Annotated in this window: 5 protein-coding genes; 1 reads left to right on the top strand and 4 read right to left on the bottom strand. The window is 33.4% G+C overall.

Annotated features, from left to right (window positions below; translation table 11 throughout):
* Nucleotides 1-155: 155 nt before the first annotated feature.
* Nucleotides 156-302 carry a hypothetical protein gene (locus J582_RS27035; RefSeq protein WP_000192351.1) on the top strand — a complete coding sequence of 49 codons (147 nt, stop codon included), beginning with the start codon at nucleotides 156-158 and terminating at the stop codon, nucleotides 300-302.
* A 47-nt stretch (nucleotides 303-349) separates the two neighbouring features.
* On the opposite strand, the gene J582_RS0105550 is transcribed toward J582_RS27035, so the two are convergent.
* From J582_RS0105550 to J582_RS25070, 4 genes are all read right to left on the bottom strand, one after another.
* Nucleotides 350-640, bottom strand: a complete 291-nt coding sequence (locus tag J582_RS0105550; RefSeq protein ID WP_000176412.1) for a type II toxin-antitoxin system YafQ family toxin — start codon at nucleotides 638-640, stop codon at nucleotides 350-352.
* Complete coding sequence (locus tag J582_RS25075) at nucleotides 624-899, bottom strand: type II toxin-antitoxin system RelB/DinJ family antitoxin (protein ID WP_005140357.1); 276 nt, start codon at nucleotides 897-899, stop codon at nucleotides 624-626. Before J582_RS25075 ends, J582_RS0105550 begins: the two co-directional genes overlap by 17 nt.
* Nucleotides 900-903: 4 nt before the next feature.
* Entirely contained in the window at nucleotides 904-1,035 is a 132-nt protein-coding gene (locus tag J582_RS27505) for a hypothetical protein (protein ID WP_261632396.1), read from the bottom strand.
* Between the two features lie 103 nt (nucleotides 1,036-1,138).
* Nucleotides 1,139-1,363, bottom strand: coding sequence for a hypothetical protein (locus J582_RS25070; protein WP_002072934.1), 225 nt, complete (start codon nucleotides 1,361-1,363; stop codon nucleotides 1,139-1,141).
* Between the last annotated feature and the right edge of the window lie 308 nt (nucleotides 1,364-1,671).

Raw genomic sequence — 1,671 nt, 5'->3', positions numbered from 1 at the left:
AGAATCATTAAGGATCATGAAACTGTTATAGATACATACATAGAATCTAATGACCAAAAAGTTTTACTTTTAAAGAAGTCTTTAAGCAACATCTATTTATCAGCAATAATGTTTGTTATATTAGTTATTATCTATTTGATTTTTAAGTATCTAAAATGACCCAAAAAAATTCCAATACAAGTACCAACCCAGCTAATCAACAACCTCACAAAGATATCAAATCAGAAGTTCCACCTCCTCCTGTTAGATATGGTTTAGATGAAAAAATTAAAGCTGAAGTTCCAAAAAGTAATAAAAAATAATCTCTAATTATTGACAACAAAAAGCCCGAATATATCGGGCTTTTTACTTATCCAAAAAGTTCAGAATGAGATCCAATCCGAGCAAGTATTAGCTCATTATTATCTTCATCCACATCCCAAATTAATAATAAATCAGGTAAAATATGGCATTCCATATGGGGTTTCCACTCACCAATCAAAGGATGAGGTAAATACTCATCTGGAACAGTCCCTGTTTTTACCAAATGCTCATCAATAAGATCCTTCAAAATTAAGAGTCCTTTCTTAAGCTTTGGGTTTGAGCTTACCCGTTTAAAATCTTTTTTAAATTGTTTCTTGTACCTAATCGTCAGTGTCATCTTCTAAATCCGTAAACAATTCCTGAGCAGAACTAAATTTTTTAGGTTCTGCAACAGAGTTCATAGCCTCAATTGTTGTACGGTTAGGGGTTCTTAACTCTAAAGGAAATCCACCTCGATTTACTACTTGCGTTAATAATAAGCGAATAGCATCTGTAGTATTTAAACCCACTTCTTTTAGAATTCGCTCCGCTTGAACCTTTAATTCATTTGGAACCCTAGCACGTACATACTCATCTTTTTTTGCCAAAGTATTCATATGTTTATCCAGTAGTCAGTTCAGTAGTCAGTTCAGTAGTCAGTTCAGTAGTCAGTTCAGTAGTCAGTTCAGTAGTCAGTTCAGTAGTCAGTTCAGTAGTCAGTTCATTGATTTGGCTAAAGCCATTGTAGCACACATGTGCTACACAACAACTAACTTAACATAAAATCTCATCTACGAAATGCAGCAGCACGTGCTAGGATCCAATTAAATCTTTAATTGGGTTCACATCAAATACTCTATTGATCACTATAAGCTCGAACTTTCTCAAAAATTGGATAAAAGTCCAGACCATCATCCTTCATATCTGAAATTACGACTGCAATTACTGCAATCGTAGTGGGCACTTTACCGTTCTTTTTATAGTTGGTAATTGAATTTGCGTTCATATCTAAAAGCGCTGCAAATTCTTTAATAGAAAGGCCAGACTTACCTATAAGTCTTTGAAATTCTTCGTAAGGCATAGTTTTAAAAGCAGAATTGTTCTGATGGAAAAGTATAGCACAGATCATTTATTTACATTTAAACACATAAATAATGTGTTTAACACATTATTTATGTGTTTAAATAGTCTTATCAAGCAATTTTACTCTTTTGATAGGACTTGTTTTTATGAACCATTTCGTACAGCCCAAGCTTCTTATTTCTTCTCAAGCAAAAAAGATTGGATTGGCATTAATTAACGATCTTGAACTTTGTATAACAGCACGATTGGCTTTTTATCTGGATGTAAATCCTTCCTATGACGGCCATGAGGCAACATTCATTTGGA

Origin of the sequence: Acinetobacter sp. 1566109, assembly GCF_000582255.1 — a bacterium.
In the GTDB taxonomy this organism is placed as follows: domain Bacteria; phylum Pseudomonadota; class Gammaproteobacteria; order Pseudomonadales; family Moraxellaceae; genus Acinetobacter; species Acinetobacter nosocomialis.
Note: the sequence above shows the minus strand (reverse complement) of the source record. Positions and strands in the feature narration are given on the sequence as shown.

Bases quoted from the DNA above. Each gene is read 5' to 3' on its own strand.
- J582_RS0105550 (WP_000176412.1), bottom strand. From the start codon at position 640: ATGACACTGACGATTAGGTACAAGAAACAATTTAAAAAAGATTTTAAA.
- J582_RS25075 (WP_005140357.1), bottom strand. From the start codon at position 899: ATGAATACTTTGGCAAAAAAAGATGAGTATGTACGTGCTAGGGTTCCA.
- J582_RS25070 (WP_002072934.1), bottom strand. From the start codon at position 1,363: ATGCCTTACGAAGAATTTCAAAGACTTATAGGTAAGTCTGGCCTTTCT.
- J582_RS27035 (WP_000192351.1), top strand. From the start codon at position 156: ATGACCCAAAAAAATTCCAATACAAGTACCAACCCAGCTAATCAACAA.